A 21883-nucleotide genomic window follows, 5' to 3' on the forward strand; every position below is an offset into this window, starting at 1 on the left:
ATTGCATGACTATGATTCCTCTGTACATTGCCTTTTAGCTTAAATGTTAAAAACAATAGTTAACCCTTTTATTAGGGGCTAACTATTATCTAGTTACTGTAGGTCTAATTTTAAGACAGCCATAAACGCTTCTTGGGGAACATCAACAGTTCCAATAGACTTCATTCGTTTCTTTCCTTTAGCCTGTTTTTGTAATAGTTTCTTTTTGCGAGAAATGTCTCCTCCATAACATTTTGCTAACACATCTTTCCGCAGTGCAGGAATGTGTTCACTAGCAATCACTTTTGCCCCGATCGCTGCTTGAATAGGAACTTTAAATTGATGACGAGGAATCAACTCTTTAAGTTTTTCTGTTAGAGCGCGACCTACAAAATAGGCTTTATCTCGGTGAACAATCATAGCCAAGGCATCTACCCCATCTCCATTCACAAGAATATCTAATTTAACTAAGGGGTTTTCTCGATAGCCTATTACATGATATTCCATACTTGCATAACCCCGTGAGCGTGACTTTAATTGATCAAAAAAGTCAGTGACCACTTCAGCTAAAGGTAATTCATAAGTCAAAGCAGTTCTCGATAGAGTGAAGTAACGCATATCCTTAAATACTCCACGGCGACTTTGACATAATTCCATCAATGTCCCCACATAAGTTTCAGGGGTAAGCATTTCTACTTGGATATAAGGTTCTTCAATTTTCTCTTGTTTTTGAGGTGGAGGAAGTAAGCTAGGATTTTCAATTTCAATAACTTCTCCATCGACAGTGGTAACGCGATAAATCACTGATGGTGCAGTGGTAATTAGATCTAGATTATATTCTCTTTCTAGTCTTTCTTGGACAATTTCCATGTGAAGCAATCCCAAGAAACCACAACGGAAACCGAACCCCATCGCGCTGGAGGTTTCAGGTTCATAGGACAAAGCTGCATCATTAAGTTTAAGCTTATCTAAGGCTTCGCGTAGATCTTCATATTGATCCGCATCGATAGGAAATAGTCCACAAAAGACCATTGGTTTGGCCTGAGCATAGCCTGGAAGAGGTTTTTTGGCTAATTCTGTGGCTAGGGTAATCGTATCCCCGACTTGTGCATCTTCTACTGTTTTGATTGCTGCGGCCAAATAGCCTACTTCCCCAGCGTGTAGACTATCTACTTGGACTTGGTTAGGACAAAGAACCCCTAACTCATCGAGATCGTACTCTTTGCCAGAAGCCATTAACCGAATGCGATCACCATTCTTAACAGTCCCATCCATAACCCGAAAATAAACAATAACTCCCCGATAAGGATCATAATAGCTATCAAAAATTAAAGCCCTCAGGGGCTGATCCAGCATATCTTCTGGTGGGGGAACTAGATGAACAATAGACTCTAAAATTTCATCAATTCCGACACCGTTCTTAGCGGATGCCTTGATAATATTATTACAATCAAGACCAACTACTTCTTCAATTTCATTAGCCACCCGTTCGGGCTCAGACCCTGGCAGGTCAATTTTGTTTAAAATGGGAATAATTTCTAAGTTATTTTCTAAAGCCAAATAAACATTAGCCAAGGTTTGGGCTTCTACTCCTTGGGATGAGTCTACTACCAACAAAGCCCCTTCACAAGCTGCTAAGGAACGAGACACCTCATAAGAAAAATCTACATGACCAGGGGTATCAATAAGGTTCAGAACATATTTTTCGCCATCTTTAGCAGTATAGTTCATTCGCGCTGTCTGTAGTTTAATTGTAATTCCTCGTTCCCGTTCTAGATCCATATTGTCAAGGAATTGTTCTTTCATCTGTCGTTGTTCCACCGTTCCAGTATCTTGCAACATACGGTCAGCCAGAGTAGACTTACCGTGGTCGATGTGGGCAATGATAGAGAAGTTACGAATACGAGAAACAGGAACGTCGGTCATATAGTTTCTAGTGGGAATAGCTAGTGGGGATAAGTTTAGCAGAACTTAGAGCTTCCTCATTATTCATTGTAATGGTGATTTTACTAAATACTGCTAAGTCCTTGGACACAATTTTAAAGTTAGTAAATTAAGAGTCCTCTTTTTTAAGAGTCCTCTTTTTGCCTTTCAGATATTTGTTGGCTTCCAAACCTGAAATTCTTGATTAGTTAATCATAGATGTTAATTGGCTAAATCTAACAAATTAAGCTATCGAGAATATTGTAATTACTTAATTTGTCGGGGAAGTTGAGCTAGAATAATTTTATTCTCACTATTTCTCCTCTCTGAATAGGTTTTGTGGTTATGTCCTAAAGGAAAAAGGAATTCATTAATTTGTTACTTTTTCAAAAGCCGTGATATTATTTACCTGCTTGCTCACCTTGAGAAACCTCAGAATTATTAAAACAGGGAGATAGGTCTTCGTTGTAGGGAATTGAATATCCCCAGACAAGGGAGAAATCTCAATAGTAGATATGAGTATAAATTTAAACTTAGAAATTAATTAAACTTAATTTTTAAACATTATGATTTTAGACATAAACCTGTCTAAAATCTAATTACCAAAATTATCATAGCAGACACTATTAAAGTTTACTCACTACCTAGATAAAATTTCTAGGTAGTGAGTAAAAGTAGAAAATTGTTTCAAAAAAAGACTTTTTAGAAAAATATTTTTAATGATTAGAAAAAAAAATAACAAAGAGAAAGACCAAGTAGCACTACACTTTTCTAAATAAACAGTGCCTAATTTTATTAGTTTTTACATAAACTAATATTAGTTTATGTAATTAAATATAAGTTAAAAGCATGGAAATTTTTTCAAAAAAAATAGAGAAGCTAACAAATATAATAAGACTATTAAATAATCATTGTTTATAAATTTTCTGCATATTTCATAAGTAAAAAAATAATATATATAATAATGGAATCAAAACACTGCTATTATTAAGAAATAAATACGAGTTTATTATTAAAAATCTATTCTTTCAGATAAAATCTGATGAAAAGAAGATACTATTAAATACACCAAAAATTTTGTCACATAAATAAATGGAAATAATCTATTTTTGTGACTTTTATTTAAAACTACTTAGCGGGGTTAATTTTTATCAAATGACGTCAGTAGTTTTTGTTAGAAAGTTATCTAGCTGGTTACTGTTAGCAGGGATTAGATGTTAACTAAAACCACGTATAATTTTGAGCGTCATATTAATATAAATCAGAGTAGAAGATTTTAAAATATATCTGATATGACGAGAGGCTCAGATTAATTGAGGTTGCAAAAAAGCGTCAATAAAACTTTAGTGAAGTCATAAGAGAGTGAGAAAAAAATAATGGTTTTCGACGTCACCGCAACCAAATTAAAAGTTGAAGAAAAAGAAGTTAATTTAAATTGGGTAGAGAAGATTGTTGAAGACTTTAGGAAGAAAGACTCTTTAGGAGTTTGCGCTAGATTTAACCCTTTGGCAAAGGTTAAGTTTCCTGGGTATAATAAAACATTCGAGTATTCAAGCTAACTTTTCTCAGCATCGAATGACGACTTTGTGAGAATCTTCTAGTATATGGAATGAGTCCAAAACCGTTTGTCTATGAGTATCAGCAGACTTTATATTGATGTGCTCAATTTACCACTTTCTTCGGAGCATATTCTGAATAGTTATATTAATAACCTAATTAACCTTTATAGGTTAATTAGGTTATTAATATCTGCCTCAAGGAGAGCTTGAGAGATATTTTTAGGTATGACTAAAGTATAATTGTCATTACGAGTCATTTCTCCAGATAAGTTGCAAGAAGTTGATAAAGTAATAATCATTCTAAATATTTTTGAAAAAAAGTAGGTAACTTTAAGATGATTATTTTTTTATCGTTAAGTGTCACAACAAATGATAATTGAAATAGGACTAGTATATAAGGATGAAGTTTAATGGCTTTTAATTCCATCAATCATTTAATAACTGCTTTGGCTAAACAACCTGGATGGGCGCAATATCAACGTTATTCCCGTCTATGCCAATATTGGCATGAGATGATTGATCCCAAAATTGTTTCTCATACTCGGCCCTTATACATTCAAAGAAATTCACTTTGGGTAGCTACTTCAGGTTCAGTTTGGGCTCAACATTTATCGTTACAACGCCACCTTTTCCTCAAAAATATTAATGCTCGATTTCCTGAAGAACCTCTTGTTGATATTCGTTTTTCGTCAGCTCAGTGGCATAATTCTAAACTCGTTACAGACACTTTTGTCGAATCATCTCATCCGAGTAAAATTGATTTTTCAGCTCCTGTACCTCAGACTACTTCTGATAGTTTTGTGACCCCAGCAATCGCTTTCCAGCGCTGGACTGAGTTAATGAAAGCAAAATCACAAGGTCTGTCATTATGCCCTCAATGTAATTGTCCAACACCCTCTGGTGAACTAAAACGTTGGTCACTGTGTATGCATTGTGCTACCCAACAATGGCAGACTAATTCTCTTTCTTCTCAGTAATTTTACTTAAATTAAAGAATTATTTTTGAATAGTTTATTGAGGATAAACTCATTAATATAGTGTCGTTGGCTATTTTTTATTATCTTTTTTATATTTGGTCTCTATAGGTTTATCTAAATAAACACCTATATATTTCAGATCTTAGTGACCTCAAAAACTATTAAATGTATATCTAGTAATAATTTAAACTCAGAGATTTAATCCTCCATTTATTATGATGATTTTTTACCCTAAAAATATGATTAAAAATTAATAGTTTCTATCATATTTTTATCGTTATTTTTAAACCAAATGACGTAGGAAATAAATCTGCCAGCAGTTAGATGTGACAGTTAAAGTTGAATGGAAAGCTTGCGCCCCAGCAGTTTGACTTTCTACTACCAAGTTGGATAATCTTAGACAAGTTATTCAATTACAAAATGCTTTACTAAAAAAATACTCAGTCGTTTCAGTAAATTTTTTTATCTCTGAACTTAAAAATTATTCCCATGTAAGAATAACGTCTGTTTAAATTAAATATCAATCTTAACGTTAATAACTTTGATTTCTTAAAAAGCTAGCACCTCGGCTTTGTCTGAGCGTAATTTTGAGTTAAATTAAGAGCCAAAGGTTGAATATAAATTTAGAAAATAGAACATAACATGACTTTTATTTTGACTAATGATGATGGGATCGATGCCCCTGGAATTCGTGCCTTACACAATGCCCTGGGGGGACAAGGGGTTATTATCGCTCCTAAAGAACAACACTCAGGCTGTGGTCACCGCGTCACGACTAATAAACCTATTCATCTCAAAAAGCGGTCTGACAGTGAATATGTTGTGGATGGAACCCCTGCAGACTGTACTCGTCTAGCTTTAACTCAAGTGGCTAAGGAAACAAAATGGGTGCTGTCAGGGATCAATGCTGGAGGAAATCTAGGAGTAGATATTTATATTTCAGGGACGGTAGCTGCCGTCAGGGAAGCAGCTATCCATGGGATTCCAGGAATTGCCATTTCCCATTGGATTAAGCGACCTTTAGTTATTGATTGGGACCTAGCGACAAAATGGACAGCTAAAGTCTTAGAGAAGCTGTGGAGTTACCCATTATCTTCTGGAAGTTTTTGGAATGTCAATTTGCCTCATTTAGAGATTGGTTCCCCAGAACCTGAAATTGTATTTTGTGAAAGAAGTACTCATCCCTTACCGGTGGACTATTGGGCTCAAGGAGAGTTTTATTATTATCAAGGGGAATATGCTAAACGACAGCGATCACAAGGAACAGATGTAGATATTTGTTTTTCTGGCAATATTACAGTAACACTGGTTAACATTTAGTAAAAATGTCAACCAGTGTTATCAACTATTAATTTTTCTGTATAAAAATGAGGTGGGCATTGCCCACCATACAAAATTAAATTGCTAAATCAGCTCGTTTAAATGCTTCATCGAGAACTTCCGATAAAGTAGGATGAGTATGAATATTAAACGCCAAGTTTTGTACAGACTGATGTTGCGCGATCGCATTAGCTGCTTCTTGAATTAAGTCTGAGGCATGGATACCAATAATGTGAACTCCCAATACCTCCCCTGTACCCTGATGATAAATCACTTTAGCAATACCATCGGTTTCTCCTTCTGCTAAGGCTTTAGAATTACTCTTAAAATGAGTTTTAACCGAGGCTACTGTAAACCCTTCTTTTTCCCCTAATTTTCTCGCTGCAGGTTCAGTTAACCCAACATAACTAATTTCGGGATGGGTAAAAGCAGCAGCCGGAATACTACGATAATTAATCGTTCTATCTCGTCCACAAATATTTTCTACTGCAATCACTCCTTGTCCTGAAGCAGCATGGGCTAACATCATTTTGCCTGTTGCATCTCCCACAGCCCACAAGTGAGGGACAGCTTTCCCGTCTAATAAGATTTCTAAACGATCATTAACAGGAATAAATCCTTGTTGAGTTTCAATACCAATGTTTTCCAATCCCAAATTTTTCGTTGCAGGAATACGTCCAGTTGCTACTAAACAAGCATCTACTTCTAGAAGATTTACAACTTCTTTTGTCTTTGCATCAGTTAATTCAATGGTAACAGGAGAACCTGGGATAACTTTGGTAGCAAATACACCAGAATATGTTTCGATATCACGGGTTTTAATTAATACTCGTTCAGCAATTTTTGAAATTTCTGGATCAAACCCTGGCATTAGATTATCTAATGCTTCAATCATGGTTACTTCACATCCAAGGGCTGTATAGATATCAGAAAATTCTAACCCAATATAACCACTACCAATGATTGCTATCCACTGGGGCAAAATTTCTAATTTAACTGCTTCATCACTGGTGAAAACAGTTTTATGATCAATTTCAATACCATGAGGGATAAAAGGAACTGATCCTGGACACAAGATAATATCTTTTGTGGTGATAAATTTTTCCTCATCATCAGTTAACACACTGATTTTTTGATTGTCAAGGATTTTACCCCATCCTCTGATGATGTCAACTTTGAGACGTTTTAAACTCTTGGTAAGATCACCCCGAATTTTATTGACTAAATTAGTAGCATGATCCGCGATCGCTTTTCGTTGAAAAACCATTCCATCGACTTGAATTCCTAAACTATTGAGGTGATGAGTATCTTGTAATTCTCTTACTATTCCTGATGCAGCGAGGAGGGCTTTAGATGGAATACACCCTCGATTAACACAGGTTCCTCCCATTTCTTTTGCTTCAATAATAGCGGTTTTTAGTCCACACTTAACGGCATGAATAGCTGCCCCATGACCTCCGACTCCCGCGCCAATAATAACTAGATCATAATCAAACTGATCACTCATATACGTTCTCCTTGAAATCCTATTAATTTTTAGTCTAGAGTAGTTCGGGTAGGAGTGACACGAATATAATTATTTGACTTGTGGAACCAATTTAAAAAAATTGTAGCAGTTTGATTGGAGTTAATAGGACTTTTAATAATCTTGATTATTCTAAAAACAGCTAAATAGTGCTTACTATTAAAAATCTAAATTTAGATTTTCTTAATAAAAAAATATATGCTAACAACTGTTTATAAATATTTTCTTATTCAGGTATTTTAGATGAATTGTACGTTTCTTAGTGCTCACTTTTTTTTAAAAAATTAAGGGCAAAAAATAATAAACGCTTATTTCTTTTAAAAGATATCATATAAAAAATAACAAAAAAGATAAATCAAAGTACATCAAATTTACAAAGATATATACATTGATCATGAAAAATAGATATATTATTGCTTGTCTGACTTGGAGAAATCAATAATTAGATTTGAAACTATATTTTAAAAATTCAATATTTTGCGCAATGAACCCAATGAAGATAATTAATTTAAAAAATAAAAATTTGTGTTAACCTATATTTAGGTTTCTTCCTATTTTGTTCTTACTTGGTCTTTTATGTTTAAATTAAATTGGTTAATATGGAGTGCCATCCAGAATACTTCAGAAAAAGTAAAGATAATACATTATATTTTGTGTAATACTTGTCAATGTTTCGTCAGCAATCATTTTAAAAATTGTCCAGTCACTCCATTAAGGGCAGGTAGAGAAAAAGCCATTGATTGTATTGATCATAGTTAAGTCTCAAGTATTAATTTATGAAAATAGGAATTATTGGACTGGGTTTAATTGGGGGGTCATTAGGGTTAGATCTACGAGATCACGGCCATACCATTCTGGGGGTTTCCCGCAGAGAAAGCACCTGTCAACGGGCTATAGAACGAGGAGTTGTTGATGAGGCTAGTATTGATTTAGGCTCATTAAGTAATGCAGATATCATTTTTATTTGTACTCCCATCGGATTAATTATTCCTACGTTAGAACAGTTAATTTCTCATTTAAAAGCAAAAACAATTGTTACTGATGTGGGTTCAGTTAAAACATCAATTGTAGAACAAGGTTCTAGGTTGTGGGATAAATTTATTGGAGGACATCCTATGGCTGGAACTGCAGAGCAGGGAATAGACGCAGCGCAAAAAAAATTATTTAAGAATGCTCCCTATGTTATTACACCAACTCAAAATAATCTCTCTAAAGACGTTGAAATCCTTGAAAATATAGCGAATGAATTAGGATCTAAAGTTTATACTTGTACCTCAGAAAATCATGATTGTGCAGTTGCTTGGATCTCTCATTTGCCAGTTATGATTAGTGCTAGTTTAATTAGTGCCTGTTTAGCAGAAAAAGAAGATTTTATTTTAAAATTAGCTCAAAACTTAGCCAGTTCAGGATTTAGAGATACTAGTAGAGTCGGTGGAGGAAACCCTGAATTAGGAGTAATGATGGCAGAATATAATCAAAAAGCATTGTTGCGATCACTCTTAGAATATCGTCAAGAATTAGACCAGATTATTGGTTTTATTGAACATAAAAATTGGCACAGGTTAAGTAGTGTTTTGAAAACAACTCAACAAGAAAGAACAAATTTTTTATAAAAAAAGTATAAAAAATTCCAAACAAAGTACGGATGTCTAGTTAATTATTATTTTTGATTTTTAATCAAAATATTTCGTTATATAAATGTGACTTAGCTTAACTCTAATTAAAAAAAGTTTAATAGTTATTAATTGAAAGTGCTCAATATTGTTAAATACAGAATTTTATTTAATGCAATATCTGTTTTTTAGTAGAGATTAATGGCAATTGTAGCCTTCAAACTGACTAATCATTATGGTATCCTACAAAAATTGACCCAGCAAAGTAGTGCAAAAAAAATCAGAGATTTTTCAGAGAAACCTGTACAGTAGATCAAAGTGATTTTTGCCGATACCATAGCTGACATAAAGATTTGGATGAGTACACTAACTTCGACATTATCTCTACTTGATTTAGCCTCTAAGCTACCCCTGTTGGCTACACTAACCGAAGGTGAAGCTGATGGCGCATTAGTTTTAGCCAGTGTCCTTTTGAGTTTAGTAGTTATTTATTTGGCCAGTAAACTCGGAGGAGAGATCTGTTTTCGGATTAATCTTCCCCCCGTACTAGGGGAGCTCGTTGGAGGTGTGGCTGTCGGAGTTTCAGCCCTAGGGTTATTAGTCTTTCCTGAAGGAGGGGCAACTGCTAGCGATTCAGCCATCATACAATTTTTGCAGCTAACTGCAGATTTAACCCCCGAAGGCATACAAGCCATATTTTCAGCTCAAGGAGAATTTATTTCTGTATTGTCGGAATTAGGGGTCATAATTCTGTTATTTGAAATTGGCTTAGAATCGGATCTAAAAGAATTAATTCGCGTCGGACCCCAGGCAGTGATTATAGCCATTGTCGGTGTTGTTACCCCTTTTATTCTGGGGACATTAGGTTTAGTCTATTTATTCAACATTGCCGTAATTCCTTCTGTGTTTGCAGGGGCCGCTTTAACTGCTACCAGTATTGGAATTACCGCCAAGGTTTTGGCCGAGATTGGTCGTCTAAGTTCTCCAGAAGGACAAATTATTATCGGGGCAGCTGTCTTAGACGACATCCTAGGAATTATTATCCTGGCAGTTGTAGGTAGTTTAGTTAAAACTGGTGAGATTCAAATAGTCAATCTTGTTTATCTTGTCATTAGTGCTGCAGCCTTTTTAATTGGGGCGATTCTAATCGGCCGATTGTTAAGTCCTCTCTACGTTAGATTAGTTAATGAAATGAAAACTAGAGGACAACTTCTATTGGTTTCTTTAAGTTTTGCTTTTATTTTATCTTACATTGCTCAGGTGATTCAATTAGAAGGAATTCTTGGTTCGTTTACAGCTGGTTTAATTCTTGCAGAAACTGAGAAACGGAAAGAACTTGAAGAACAAATTGTCACCGTCTCTGATATTTTTGTGCCGATTTTCTTTGTCTGTGTGGGAGCAAAAACAGATTTAAGCGTCTTGAATCCAACTATTCCCAGTAACCGAGAAGGGTTAATTATTGCCGCTTTCCTAGTTACTGTGGCGATTATTGGTAAAGTGATTACTGGATTTACCATTTTTGGGCAACCTCACCTCAATAAACTTGCCATTGGCATTGGCATGATTCCACGAGGCGAGGTGGGATTGGTGTTTGCTGGAGTGGGAGCTGCAAGTGGGGCCTTAACCCAGTCTACCGAAGCAGGCATTATTGTGATGGTTATTCTGACAACTTTTATTGCTCCCCCTTGGTTACGAATTGTCTTTAAAGATCTAGTTCCCACGACCCAAGAAAAAGAACCTAGTTCTTAAAAAAAGCTATCAAGGTTTGTTGACAACATACTAAAGTTATCCGAAACCTGAACAAGAAGTTTTTCGTCCTTTGGGTTTAGTGGAGCAGGCCTTTACAACAATAAATAGCACCTTTGATCATTAATGGGACAGCTTAAACGGTTAACTGGAGGAAGTGGGAAAAATCTCCTTTCTTTGTCACCGGAATCTATGTAGTGTGTGTCGTCGATATTAACAAAATAAGTAAAGCAAAGTAAAACAGCTAAGACTTTTACTTGATTTGTTGTTTTTTTGTATAAAATCCCTTTTGTCGACGTACAGTACCAACCCCCAAACTCAACAAGAGAATCGCTATAATCTCTTAAACCTATCCAACAGCCAAGCCACCTTTGTGTCACAGGAGCAATCATTGTGAGATTTCACTGGCTATTACTGAGTATCTTAAGTACATTACTGTTTGCCATCCCAGCACAAGCAGGAAGGCTTTTATATTGGCGTTTTGAGTCAAACGATAATCGCTTAGTTTTTACCACTGACTCTCAAGTTCAACCTAGAGCCCAATTAATTCCTAATCCAACCCGTGTTGTCCTTGACTTACCTGGAATTATTTTAGAGCGTCCCAGTGTTAATCAAGCCATTGGAGGAACGATTAAAAGTGTTCGAATAGGACAGTTCAATGCTCAAACCACCCGATTGGTGATCGAACTAGCCGAAGGATATACTCTCGATCCTCAGAAAGTTACAGTTAAAGGGATTTCTCCTACTCAATGGAGTGTAGACCTTCCCACCCCCCAACGAATTGCTCGTCCATCAACCTCTCCTTCTCTACCTCCAGGCTCTACCCCTGCGCCTCTTCGTCCCTTCTCTGGACCTCCTGTTCGAACTTCCAATGACTTTCAAGTGACCCGTAGTGGTCTTTTTATTAAATTAGAACGCAACGGAAGTAACAGTCAGATTCAGGTAAACCGTAGTGACGATAGAAAGACTATTGAGTTTATTTTGCCAGAGGCATCCCTTCCTCAGTCACTGCTTAACCAAACCAAATTGGTAAATAAGTATGGGGTCGGTGAGATTCGATTTGAGCAAACCCGAACTTCACCCCCGGAAGCTCGCATTACAATGCGGGTAGCTAAAGATAGCCCTAACTGGCAAGGCTATTATTCCAGGTTAGGAGGACTAGTTCTCCTGCCAAAAGGAGGTATTTCTCGAGTCAGAGATTTAACTTCCCCTGAGCCATCAGCTAACAATAATCCTAGTAATTCAGTTTCCCAAAACCCTAGTAATTCAGTTTCCCAAAATCAACTACCGACTATTTCTGCCATTCAACTAATTAACAATGATACTCAACTGTTAATTCAGTCTAATAAACCTATTAGAGGACGTGGTAATCTTGACCGAAGGACAGGAGTTTACACTATTAACATTCCCAATACTCAACTAGCTGAACCGGTAGTAGGCCCCCAATTAGGAAAAAATAGTCCTATTTACGAGTTGAAGGTTCGTCAACTTAACCCTGAATCGGTAGAAATTTTGGTAAAACCCTCTCCAGGGATTCGCTTTGGAAAGCTAACTCAGCCTAATCAACAAGTCTTAGCTTTAGATGTTAATTCTGTACAAACTTTGGCTATTAGTCCTGAGCCTAAGCCGCTTGACATTTTACCTCCGGCAAATGCCTCTGTACCTCCAATTAATTCTTATCCCACTGACTCCTCTTCAGGAGCTCCTAAGGGACGGGTACTTGTCATTATTGACCCTGGCCATGGAGGTAAAGATCCAGGAGCAGTGGGACTGAGAGGATTAGAGGAAAAAAATGTTATTCTTCCTATTTCTTTAGATGTTTCTCGCTTGTTACAGGAACAAGGGGTTCAAGTTAAGTTGACACGCAACGCAGATTATTTTGTAAGTTTACGAGGACGGGCTGATTTGGCTAATCGAGTGGGAGCCGATATTTTTGTGAGTATCCATGCCAATGCGGTTGGTGGGAGTCGTTCCCACATCAATGGGGTGGAAGTTTTTTATTATGGACATAAAGATTTATCAGAGGCTATCCACAGCAGTATTGTTCGTAGCGTTAATGTGGATGATCGTGGGGTAAAAAAGGGACGGTTTTATGTCCTGAGAAAGTCAGGAATGCCAGCTTCTTTAGTCGAAGTTGGCTTTGTCACGGGGACTGAAGACAATCGTAAATTGAGTAATCCTGCTTATCGTCTTAAAATGGCTCAGGCGATCGCCCAAGGAATTTTAGATTATATTCGACAAAAAAGACTTTAAGATATATTTATCTTCCCAAGATATATTTACTTCTCCAAAGATTCTGTGTTTCAATTATGAACAACTTAAAGTGTGGTGTGCTAAATTGTTTATGAACAACGTTCAAAACAGCCCTATTGGTGTTTTCGACAGTGGCGTGGGGGGGCTAACCGTTTTGCGAGAACTTTACCAACAGTTGCCCCAAGAATCGATCATTTATTTTGCGGACACAGCTCGTTTACCTTATGGAAATCGTTCTGAGGCGGAAATTTTACGGTTTGTTCGAGAAATTCTCATCTGGATGGCCCAACAAAACGTCAAGATGGTGATCATGGCTTGTAATACTAGTTCAGCCTTGGCATTGGAGACAGTTCGCAGTGAGTTCAGTTTTCCCATTTTGGGAGTGATTTTGCCAGGAGCAAGGGCAGCCGTCAAACAAGGTCAACGCATTGGGGTTATTTCCACCCCAGCAACGGCAAAAAGTGGTGCTTATCGTCAAGCAATTCAAGAAATTAATCCTGATGCCCAAGTCTGGCAAGTAGGGTGTACTGAATTTGTCCCCCTGATTGAACAAAACCGAATCTATGACCCTTACACAAAACAGGTCGCTCTAAGGTATGTGAGTCCGTTACTGGAGCGTAACATTGACACCCTAATCTACGGGTGTACCCATTACCGTCATCTTGCTCCCATCTTTCATGAGATTCTCCCCTCAACTGTCAACCTTATTGATCCTGCAAATTTTGTAGTACAAGCTGCTGAAAAAGAGTTGAAATTAATGGGGTTATACCGAAACCACACTGCTCAACCTACTCGTTTTTATGTCAGTGGTTGTCCTAAGACTTTTTCGAAGGTTTCCCAACAATGGTTAGGTTATTGCCCAATCGTTGAGTCGGTTTCTCTTCCAAGGATAGTGAAATCTTCCTGGGCTTGGGAAGAAACTGAAATTCTTGAATAGAAAAGGATTGGTTTGTAAGAGTACCCTTGATACAGTTACCAATCCCGAAAAGATTAATCAATTTTTTTTGACTCGACATTTATCATTTGATTGATTAATCATCGTTAATGATTATGGATTTGTTTATCCTAAATTACGGCGAGGTGGAAACACCCATTTTCCCGTCCGCTTAGCAAGGATGAGTAATCCGTAAATCATTAATAAATAGAGGGCAGCGAGAAGCACAGTGATCAAAGGCATTTTTCGTTATTAGTCTTTCATTGCTAAGGTGGACATGGAAGTGAAGTTAATGACATAAGTAGTCATATCGAACTGCCTGAATATTTAGCTCCTTAAGGGTACTACTGTTAAGCGATGGCAGTATAAAAACAAGCATTCTCCCTCTCTGCTTTGAGGACACTCGCTTTCAAGAGTGAACAAGGTCGAAGACCAGTTTAAGGCTAACTTAAGCTAATCTCCCCCCCCGATTGCTTGACAATCTTAAACCGAGCAATTCTGAGTCGACACGCCTGAGTAACTAGTTATACCAGGAATCTAGCCGGATCATATTGACCTGAACTTCCTCAGTTGAGGAGATACCTCTGAGGAGCTTGACAATTAAGAAAATTGGGAAATCCTAAAAAACCCCTATTGTTAGGTTAACATAAGAAATTAGGTTAGGTCAGTTTTTTTAAGGGATTTTACCGAATTAGTTGAGGTATTTAGTCAAAAAAGTAGACAATTTCGTTTCCTTGTCTGGAAAGGTTAGCTTATTATGAATATAAGAATATGTAAATTTTCGTAACTGATGCGCCAGGTTTAGCTAACCCATGATAACAAGCACCTCTCTCTTTGCTACTGTTGACGACGATCTACGCCTCTTGACCGATAATCTTAAACGGTTGGTCGGAGCCCGCCATCCAATCTTAGGGGCAGCGGCTGAACATTTGTTTGATGCTGGGGGAAAACGCATTCGTCCGGCTATTGTTCTCTTAGTTTCACGGGCGACCCTGTTGGATAGAGATCTGACACCCCGTCATCGTCGGCTGGCAGAAATTACTGAGATGATTCACACTGCAAGTCTAGTGCATGACGATGTAGTCGACGAAGCAGAATTACGTCGTAATGTCCCCACCGTTAATAACTTATTTGATAATCGGATTGCTGTCTTGGCTGGCGATTTTTTGTTTGCTCAGTCTTCTTGGTATTTGGCTAATTTAGATAATTTAGATGTGGTTAAACTTCTATCTAAAGTTATCCGTGATTTTGCTGAAGGGGAAATTCTTCAAGGAATTAATCGTTTTGACACCAGTCTAACTCTAGAAGCTTATTTAGAAAAAAGTTACTATAAAACAGCTTCATTAATAGCCAATAGCGCAAAAGCAGCCGCAGTATTAAGCGAAACTTCACCTGAAGTTAGGGGACATCTTTATGCTTACGGACGAGACCTAGGATTAGCTTTTCAAATTGTCGATGATATCCTAGATTTTACAACTCCGACAGAGGTTTTAGGAAAACCGGCTGGTTCTGATTTAATTAGTGGCAATCTTACTGCTCCCGCTTTATTTGCTATGGAGGAAAATCCATATTTAGAAACTTTAATTGAACGGGAATTCAGTGAGGCAGGAGATATCGAAAAAGCCTTGTCTATTGTTAATCAAAGTCAAGGAATCGAGCGATCACGGGAGTTGGCTTCCCATCATGGAAAGTTAGCCTTCCAGCATCTTAATTGTCTCAAACCTTCTACCTCTTCCCAGATTTTAAAAGACTTGGTAGATTATGTCTTAAGTAGACTTTACTGAATACTTTTATCCCTTAAAAGTATAAATTTTTTTTCATTCTTTAATTGTTCTCTAGGTTAGATATCCTTCGACGAGGTCAGACCAACAAAATCTAATTAAAAATGATGATAACTTAAGTAAAGTTAATAGACGAGCTTATAGTCACTTTCTATTGTGATTTAGACATTACTTTTGTGCCTTTATCGTTGATGTTACGCTTAAATCTTAGGTCGGCAAAATTGAGTTTCAGCAGATTTCGACAAAAAATCTTAGGTCATAACAAACTGATTTAGTTAAGAGTTCAAGATTTGAATCAAAGTCTGTGGCAATGGATTCTGCTATTATGCTAAGGGTATGAGCTTAGTTTTGATAATTCCCTTGCTTTTTTAGCGTTTATTTAGAGCTATCTGTTTAGTTCTATTGATTTATGAAGGAAGTGATTCAGAGATCAGCTAGAAACCTAAGCATTGCCAGCAGAACTTATCCCCAATGTTATTATGTTGACCACTCCCCTTCGGATTTTTTCTAAGAAAAGACTAGTTAACTAGTTGGAGAACCACCGCCATTTATTGAAGCAGACCCTTCGGGAGTCACAGGGGATTCTCCTGTCGGGGCTGCTACTTTGACCATAGCATGGCGTAATACCTGTTCCCCTAGAAGATATCCTCTCACTAACTGTTCGATCACTGTTCCTTCAGGATAATCGTTAGTACATTCTCTTAACATAGCTTCATGGTATAGAGGATTAAATGGTTCTCCTTCAGGACGCATGGGAGCTACTCCTAAGCGTTTAAGACTCTCGACAAGATTTTTATAAACTCCTTGATAGCTTTTATGAATTCCTAACTCTCCATCGTTAGCAGGTTGGATTTGGCCTCTTGCCCGTTCGAAGTTATCGACTACTGACAATAATTCACTAATCGTCCGGCACTTAACTTGAATTTCCAGTTCTGTTCTCTCTTTTTCAGTTCGTTTACGGAAGTTATCAAACTCTGCTGCTAAGGCGATGTAACGTTTCTTCAAAACCTCGGACTGTTGATCTTCTTTGATTAGTTTTCCTTGTAAGACTTCCACTTCCTGAGTTAGAGTAGCTATAATCTGCTCAGGAGTATATTCCTCTTCGGTGAATTTAGGTTCAGATGCCACCGGTTCTGTTACAACTGATTCTAAATCTAGTTCTAAATCGGGAGTCTCAGACGTTTTTGTTGAATCTAATTGGTCAGTTACTTGGGTTTTGGGCTTTACAGAAGAATCATCGACATTTTTCGATACTTCAGAGGTTTTTAAGGTTTTTTCTAGCTGCTGTTGCTCGTTGTTCATAGTAGATTTTCTAAACTCCTATAGAATAAGATCGGACTTAATGGTCTCTATTGTCTTTCTTTAGAGATTATGTTTTTTTGAGGTGTATCTCTACCAGTATAAAGGACTCATCGTGACATTTTGAGAAGAAACATACTCAAGTGTAAACTCAAAATGGAAACTCCTTTGTCCCCATAAGTGTTTATCGATATAATGACTCATCGTAAAGTAATTAAGACAACGAAAGCTCCTATCCCTGTTGGACCTTACAATCAAGCGATCGCTGCTAGGGGTCAATTTTTGTTTGTGGCAGGGCAAATCCCTCTAAGTCCTGAAACAGGAGATATTATAGGAACGGGAAACATTGTTCAACAGACTCAACAAGTCATGGCTAATATTGAGGCAATTTTAACTTCAGCTCAAATAAATTGGAGTAATGTAGTTAAAACAACGGTTTTTATGAGTAATTTAAGTAATTTCGATTCTATGAATCAAGTTTATGCCCAGTATTTTGATGAGTTTACGGCTCCGGCCCGTGTTTGTGTGGAAGTTTCTCGCTTACCAAAAGATGTATTGATAGAAATTGAATGTATTGCAGTTATTGACTGAAATTTCTTGAAATAATACCATCAATAGCTCTATAACTCTATGTTAACTCACCAGCTACTACAGCTAGTTTTTAGATATTTTTTAAACTAAAAATATCAATTATATCTAGTAACTGCTAAAGTTCTTATTCTCACCGTGTTTTATAACTCTAAGAACTATTGCTTTTTTAGAGTTATAAAACTCTAAAAAAGCAATAGTTCTAGCTTTTTTTTTCTTACGATCTCGCCACGGTTAGTCCACAATAACCATTTTTAATTAATCAGATTGCTCAAACAAAGTTTCTAGATAAACACGAGCGCAAGCGCGATAATTTATAATTGATTGAGAGATCTCATTGTTCTCATTTTGTAAGATAAATAAAGATAAAGCAGAAGTAAAAACCCGATCAAGATCCCAGTTAGGATGGGTCTCTAAATAATTTTTTAGAGATTCATGTAACTCTTCGGGAATTTCAGCAAAAATACTTACAGATGTATTCATAACATACCTCAATTAAAAACAAAAACTTCCCTATTAACTGGGATTGTTTTCAAAACTCAGCTACCTTCGGGTGAGAGATTTGTGTGGATACCATTCTGCTCAAGAAAAGTCTGGCTTGTCAATACTATGAAATATCACAAAAAAAGCTAATATTAATCTATTTGAAGGTAATAGCTGCTTTTAATCCTTTTTTTCTTAAAAAAACTTATTGAATCTAGGTTTATCAAGGTTAGTTGACAATATTTGTCACAATATGCTCAAGGATTAATGTTTTCGTAATCAGTTGTGGAAAAATGCAGAAAGTACGGTGAAAAGTCTGGGAAATGATTGAGGTAAAATTGACTCGTAGCAAAATGTAAATTATAAATTTTTTAAGGATTCTAAAGAGTCATTCTGTATCAATTGCGTGTAAGATAAGACTTTGAGATAAAACTTTTGTCAGTATATAGTTATGCCAGCTAAAATCAAGAAAGGCTCACTTGTTCGTACCGTGCGTGAAAAACTTGAAAATAGTTTGGAAGCGCAGGCCAGTGATTCGCGGCACTTTCCTCCCTATATTTTTGAGAGTAAGGGTGAAATTATTGAGTTAAATGATGAATATGCCCTTGTTAAATTCTATACTCCGACTCCAAATATTTGGTTGCGTCTCGATCAACTAGAACTAGTCGATTAGGGCTCACTTTCTCGAAATATGAGAGAAATTTCTCCTCGGCAAATTCTCTCGCATTTCCGTTGTTGGTCTAGAAAATATCGGTAGAACTTTAACCTCACCTGTTGTTGAAAAAATCTCGCTGACGTTATCTTAATTGATGGTGTTGAAGATTAGCCCCAAGAAGTTGCCCTTGATTTGATGGCTGCTTAAAGAAAGTCTTAAGCGACATAATAGTCGCAGTTGGGGAGACCAATTAACTGTCAGATTGTGGTTATTAATAGGAAGCTGTGCTCGTCCTACAGGATTGATAAAAAGAGGGCTAAAGCAAATTAAGGTCAAAACTGTTAATTTTAGATGCGACGATCTATTTGGTCCAGAAAGCAATGAAATCTTCTTCTCACCAAGTAATTGATATGATTGAAATTCCAGACTCCTTAGGACTATAAACTTTTATTGGAATGGAATTAGACATCTGTAATGTCGATATTACGGTGTTGGTGTTAGAAGGGAAAATGAAGATTTAATGTTGCCTCTATTGCGCTACTATAATATGAGTAGGGATCCTATTACTAAATTGTTAGAATCGATGATTCTATTGTCGATCAGTTGAACGTGCTTTTATGGAAGTGCGGAGGTCGTTCGATGATTATAAACAAGCAAGCCTAGTTATGCTCATGCTTCCTCTGTCTGTTTAATCTTCGGAAGGAATGCTAAGGGATCCATCAAGACTGCTTCCAGCTACTGTTTATTTGTCAGGGAAATATCGCTGAAGAGATCTCTATTTGGTAATTCTCTGTTCATCATAATGTCGTAGTGGTCAACAAGTTTTAGAAGTCAATTTAACGGCTCATAGAGAAAGAAACTCTGCATGTTCTAGCTAATTGTATCTGTAAAAATAGCAAGTTAACTTTAGGATGTTTGGGAGTAGCATAAACAGGAAATAAGCAATAGATAAAAAGAGACTACATATCTTTAAATTAAAATTGGATAAACTATGGTTATGCCGAAATAACCAACTCATCAAAAATAATGTATAAATATAGTTATCAACTATAATAAAAAAAATGTATTTTGGTAAGTTTTTTGCCATTTACTTAGATAACTTAAGTAAGAAGTTTAAAAAATGAGTAGAACTTATTTACAGACTATAAATAGTTTCTAAAATAGATTATCACTTGTCGCTACAAGCTATATAAACTACGTAATATTACACCAGAAAAAATAGTAGAAAGAAACTAATAACTTTTAAATATAACTAAAAAAATTATTATCTTTATCGCTTAAATAAAAAACGATTAAGATAAATTTTATTAGTGATAAATGAGGAATATATTGAATATATTATAGTATTGAACTACTCAATAAATATCGTTCTACTCTTGAGTATTTATTGATTGTTATTATCAGTTATAATTTAGCAATTAACGTTAAATTTTGACTTAATTACAGGAACTATTATTAATTCGATAAAGTATATCTGTTTATTTTTTTAAATATAAACTATAAGACTTGTTTTCTTTAATAAGAGTAGTGATATCAAATAGATAAATACCACGATTTAATACTGACGGAAAAGGTTGTTTTAAGAGGCACTAAAATATCTAGATTAACATTCAAAATTTGAGTTTATTCATCTTAATATCTTCGTATCCTTGTCATTTCCAAATAGTGATGGATTATAAGAATCCGTAACTTTGTTCTGGTAACCAAATCCTTGACCATATACTAATGGGTAATTCTTTGGATGCGGGTTCTATTTAAGATTATCGTTACTTTTATATAGAAAAAAAATTTAAAAAGTCTGTGTACTAACCAATTGATGACCTGTCGTTAGGTCATCAATTACAATTAGTCAATCCGATAAACTAATTACAGTTTCTAGAATTAACTTATGTACAATAATCATCTATAATAAAATTTAAATTTAAAATAGTTAATGAAAGACATTGTTATATATAACTTCTTATTTTTCTTAAAATAAACAACTTTCGTCTTCTCTATGAGGAGTAGGAGGAACTGTTGGAATAGTTCCATCAACTACCATTTTGATTGCTGTTTTAGGATCAGTTTCGCTAGTAATATAAACGGTAATTTCTCGACGACTTAAACGTTCTGTTAACCCTTCTCCTGCTTCTCTGGTAATTAACACCATTTTATCAATTCGATGGGGAGTAATATCATCAGTATGAAGATCATGCAAGGTTGGTTCTGTGTCAGGAACTTCTAACTTTTCTAATAAAGTTACCTCACCTTCTTTATTAGTTTCATACACTAAAAATCTACGAGCACGTCCAGTTTTGCCTGTAATAGTTTGAAAATTCTGACTAACAACAGCAACTTTCATTATATTTTCTTTCTCCAAAGTCCATATCGTCCAAATTCTAACACAAATTTATGATTAAGATTCAAGAATAGAAGTAGGATATTTAGGAAGTTCTGAAAAAAATTATCCATAAAATTCAGTTCGATGAAGATAGGCAATAGGGATAAAACTAAAAATTTTAATAAATCTACGTCATTTACTATGTAAGCCTAACACCCAGTTAAAAGACTAAAGCCTTATTCTTGAACTATAAAGTTTGTCTTTGCGGGATAAATTAATGAGTCACGTAGATGAATCTTGTTCGGATAACCTAACTATTTAAAGTTTTAAGTCAATCATCTGTCTTACTATAATTAATCCCACTTTCATTAAGCAATTTGTCTATCGGTATACTTGTCGTGATAATAAAGCCTTCTAATTCGTAGAGTCGGTTGGACACTTTTTTGAAGTAATTGAACTATTTTATAAATCTTTGATTAGAGGGCTTAATTTGCAAAAATTTATTGTAGTATGCCAATGACAACTGATGACGAAAAAGTATTTCAGAGGTTTTTTATTTCTTATAGAAGAGAAGAAGATAGACAGACTAACAATTTTACAGCAGACAATAAAGTGTATCAAGCTGAACGTCTTAGTCAATCACAAAAGTAGAATCATCCTATTTTAGGAGTTAATATATTATTATTAATTATCATTAAATATTTTATTTATAATTTTTACTTATCAACTTTTGAATACTTGGATTAGCTGGGTTTTTCAGCTAAATTTACGGTTATGACCTAGTAGGAAGACGTTGTTTTTAGTTAAAGAAAGTCCACCAATTTCATTATGAGAGTTTTCATAGCTGAAGCTGTAAAGGTTGACTCAAATACCTGACTTTTCTATAAAAAAAAGCTAAGACAAAAGAGTTTTAATTTAGCTCAATAGC

General features: G+C 35.8%; 15 protein-coding genes. 10 read left to right on the top strand and 5 right to left on the bottom strand.

Translation table 11 applies throughout. The features are described 5' to 3' along the window. Positions 1-93 precede the first annotated feature (93 nt). The gene (gene lepA, locus P3F56_RS01930; protein ID WP_281153097.1) at positions 94-1905 is read right to left on the bottom strand and encodes a translation elongation factor 4; all 1812 of its coding nucleotides are present in this window, start codon (positions 1903-1905) and stop codon (positions 94-96) included. Positions 1906-3278: 1373 nt separating this feature from the next. Here lepA and P3F56_RS01935 point away from each other — a divergent pair. The 3 genes from P3F56_RS01935 to surE all read left to right on the top strand — a co-directional run bounded on the left by P3F56_RS01935 (position 3279) and on the right by surE (position 5758). After that, positions 3279-3461 (top strand): hypothetical protein, encoded by a 183-nt coding sequence (locus P3F56_RS01935; protein WP_281153099.1) that lies wholly within the window; start codon positions 3279-3281, stop codon positions 3459-3461. A gap of 410 nt (positions 3462-3871) precedes the next feature. Then, positions 3872-4438: a DUF721 domain-containing protein gene (locus P3F56_RS01940; RefSeq protein ID WP_281153101.1), complete on the top strand. Its 567-nt coding sequence runs from the start codon at positions 3872-3874 to the stop codon at positions 4436-4438. A gap of 642 nt (positions 4439-5080) precedes the next feature. Next, on the top strand, positions 5081-5758 hold the full coding sequence (surE, locus tag P3F56_RS01945) for a 5'/3'-nucleotidase SurE (RefSeq protein ID WP_281153103.1): 678 nt from the start codon (positions 5081-5083) through the stop codon (positions 5756-5758). A gap of 76 nt (positions 5759-5834) precedes the next feature. On the opposite strand, the gene lpdA is transcribed toward surE, so the two are convergent. Further along, entirely contained in the window at positions 5835-7265 is a 1431-nt protein-coding gene (gene lpdA, locus P3F56_RS01950; protein ID WP_281153105.1) for a dihydrolipoyl dehydrogenase, read from the bottom strand. A 794-nt stretch (positions 7266-8059) separates the two neighbouring features. Between lpdA and P3F56_RS01955 the strand changes: the two genes are divergently transcribed. From P3F56_RS01955 to sds, 5 genes are all read left to right on the top strand, one after another. Next, positions 8060-8896 (top strand): prephenate/arogenate dehydrogenase, encoded by an 837-nt coding sequence (locus P3F56_RS01955; RefSeq protein ID WP_281153107.1) that lies wholly within the window; start codon positions 8060-8062, stop codon positions 8894-8896. A 357-nt stretch (positions 8897-9253) separates the two neighbouring features. After that, positions 9254-10645 carry a cation:proton antiporter gene (locus P3F56_RS01960; protein ID WP_281153109.1) on the top strand — a complete coding sequence of 464 codons (1392 nt, stop codon included), beginning with the start codon at positions 9254-9256 and terminating at the stop codon, positions 10643-10645. A 390-nt stretch (positions 10646-11035) separates the two neighbouring features. Next, a complete protein-coding gene (locus tag P3F56_RS01965; RefSeq protein WP_281153111.1) occupies positions 11036-12895 on the top strand; it encodes an N-acetylmuramoyl-L-alanine amidase in 1860 nt (619 codons plus the stop codon). 91 nt (positions 12896-12986) lie between these two features. Beyond that, on the top strand, positions 12987-13832 hold the full coding sequence (gene murI, locus P3F56_RS01970; protein WP_281153113.1) for a glutamate racemase: 846 nt from the start codon (positions 12987-12989) through the stop codon (positions 13830-13832). A gap of 809 nt (positions 13833-14641) precedes the next feature. Next, on the top strand, positions 14642-15613 hold the full coding sequence (sds, locus tag P3F56_RS01975) for a solanesyl diphosphate synthase (RefSeq protein ID WP_281153115.1): 972 nt from the start codon (positions 14642-14644) through the stop codon (positions 15611-15613). A gap of 519 nt (positions 15614-16132) precedes the next feature. Here sds and grpE read toward each other — a convergent pair. Beyond that, entirely contained in the window at positions 16133-16912 is a 780-nt protein-coding gene (gene grpE / locus P3F56_RS01980; RefSeq protein ID WP_281153117.1) for a nucleotide exchange factor GrpE, read from the bottom strand. A gap of 192 nt (positions 16913-17104) precedes the next feature. Here grpE and P3F56_RS01985 point away from each other — a divergent pair, with 192 nt between their 5' ends. Then, positions 17105-17500: a Rid family detoxifying hydrolase gene (locus tag P3F56_RS01985; protein ID WP_281153119.1), complete on the top strand. Its 396-nt coding sequence runs from the start codon at positions 17105-17107 to the stop codon at positions 17498-17500. Positions 17501-17755: 255 nt separating this feature from the next. Here the strand turns inward: P3F56_RS01985 and P3F56_RS01990 are convergent, their stop codons facing one another. Next, positions 17756-17980 carry a DUF2811 domain-containing protein gene (locus P3F56_RS01990; protein ID WP_281153120.1) on the bottom strand — a complete coding sequence of 75 codons (225 nt, stop codon included), beginning with the start codon at positions 17978-17980 and terminating at the stop codon, positions 17756-17758. Positions 17981-18431: 451 nt separating this feature from the next. On the opposite strand from P3F56_RS01990, the gene ndhO reads away from it, so the two are divergent. Beyond that, the gene (gene ndhO, locus P3F56_RS01995; protein WP_281153122.1) at positions 18432-18653 is read left to right on the top strand and encodes an NAD(P)H-quinone oxidoreductase subunit O; all 222 of its coding nucleotides are present in this window, start codon (positions 18432-18434) and stop codon (positions 18651-18653) included. Between the two features lie 1951 nt (positions 18654-20604). Here ndhO and P3F56_RS02000 read toward each other — a convergent pair. Next, positions 20605-20976, bottom strand: a complete 372-nt coding sequence (locus P3F56_RS02000) for a NifB/NifX family molybdenum-iron cluster-binding protein (RefSeq protein WP_281153124.1) — start codon at positions 20974-20976, stop codon at positions 20605-20607. Positions 20977-21883 lie beyond the last annotated feature (907 nt).

Source organism: cyanobacterium endosymbiont of Epithemia clementina EcSB (assembly GCF_029919255.1).
Taxonomy (GTDB): domain Bacteria; phylum Cyanobacteriota; class Cyanobacteriia; order Cyanobacteriales; family Microcystaceae; genus Rippkaea.

What these genes read in the sequence shown, in the direction of transcription:
- P3F56_RS01990 (WP_281153120.1), bottom strand. Translation starts at nt 17,980, where the DNA reads ATGAATACATCTGTAAGTATTTTTGCTGAAATTCCCGAAGAGTTACAT.
- P3F56_RS01940 (WP_281153101.1), top strand. Translation starts at nt 3,872, where the DNA reads ATGGCTTTTAATTCCATCAATCATTTAATAACTGCTTTGGCTAAACAA.
- grpE (WP_281153117.1), bottom strand. Translation starts at nt 16,912, where the DNA reads ATGAACAACGAGCAACAGCAGCTAGAAAAAACCTTAAAAACCTCTGAA.
- P3F56_RS01985 (WP_281153119.1), top strand. Translation starts at nt 17,105, where the DNA reads ATGACTCATCGTAAAGTAATTAAGACAACGAAAGCTCCTATCCCTGTT.
- P3F56_RS01955 (WP_281153107.1), top strand. Translation starts at nt 8,060, where the DNA reads ATGAAAATAGGAATTATTGGACTGGGTTTAATTGGGGGGTCATTAGGG.
- surE (WP_281153103.1), top strand. Translation starts at nt 5,081, where the DNA reads ATGACTTTTATTTTGACTAATGATGATGGGATCGATGCCCCTGGAATT.
- sds (WP_281153115.1), top strand. Translation starts at nt 14,642, where the DNA reads ATGATAACAAGCACCTCTCTCTTTGCTACTGTTGACGACGATCTACGC.
- lpdA (WP_281153105.1), bottom strand. Translation starts at nt 7,265, where the DNA reads ATGAGTGATCAGTTTGATTATGATCTAGTTATTATTGGCGCGGGAGTC.
- P3F56_RS01960 (WP_281153109.1), top strand. Translation starts at nt 9,254, where the DNA reads ATGAGTACACTAACTTCGACATTATCTCTACTTGATTTAGCCTCTAAG.
- P3F56_RS02000 (WP_281153124.1), bottom strand. Translation starts at nt 20,976, where the DNA reads ATGAAAGTTGCTGTTGTTAGTCAGAATTTTCAAACTATTACAGGCAAA.
- lepA (WP_281153097.1), bottom strand. Translation starts at nt 1,905, where the DNA reads ATGACCGACGTTCCTGTTTCTCGTATTCGTAACTTCTCTATCATTGCC.
- ndhO (WP_281153122.1), top strand. Translation starts at nt 18,432, where the DNA reads ATGCCAGCTAAAATCAAGAAAGGCTCACTTGTTCGTACCGTGCGTGAA.
- murI (WP_281153113.1), top strand. Translation starts at nt 12,987, where the DNA reads ATGAACAACGTTCAAAACAGCCCTATTGGTGTTTTCGACAGTGGCGTG.
- P3F56_RS01935 (WP_281153099.1), top strand. Translation starts at nt 3,279, where the DNA reads ATGGTTTTCGACGTCACCGCAACCAAATTAAAAGTTGAAGAAAAAGAA.